Raw genomic sequence first — 241 nt, 5'->3', positions numbered from 1 at the left:
GCTTCTTGACGGCGATAACTTGGAGTTGGAATTTCTGCTGTATCAGCCATATCAAAATTACGGTCAAAAGTTTGTGCATGGCTAGTTCGAGCAGGTTCACGATGTGCTGCTTGACGTGGTTGAGCAGTTACAACTTTCTCAACTTTATCCTGACGTACTCCTGTTGCAACAACAGTCACGCGGATTTCGTCTTTCATTGTCTCATCGATAGATGTTCCAAGCCAGATGTTAACACCATGAC

At 44.4% G+C, this 241-nt stretch carries 1 pseudogene; it reads right to left on the bottom strand.

The features are described 5' to 3' along the window. Positions 1-241, bottom strand: a pseudogene (locus tag HMPREF2795_RS10985) (cell division protein FtsZ); the annotation flags it as partial.

The sequence above is a fragment of the Streptococcus sp. HMSC056C01 genome (assembly GCF_001811305.1).
Lineage (GTDB): Bacteria > Bacillota > Bacilli > Lactobacillales > Streptococcaceae > Streptococcus.
Note: the sequence above shows the minus strand (reverse complement) of the source record. Positions and strands in the feature narration are given on the sequence as shown.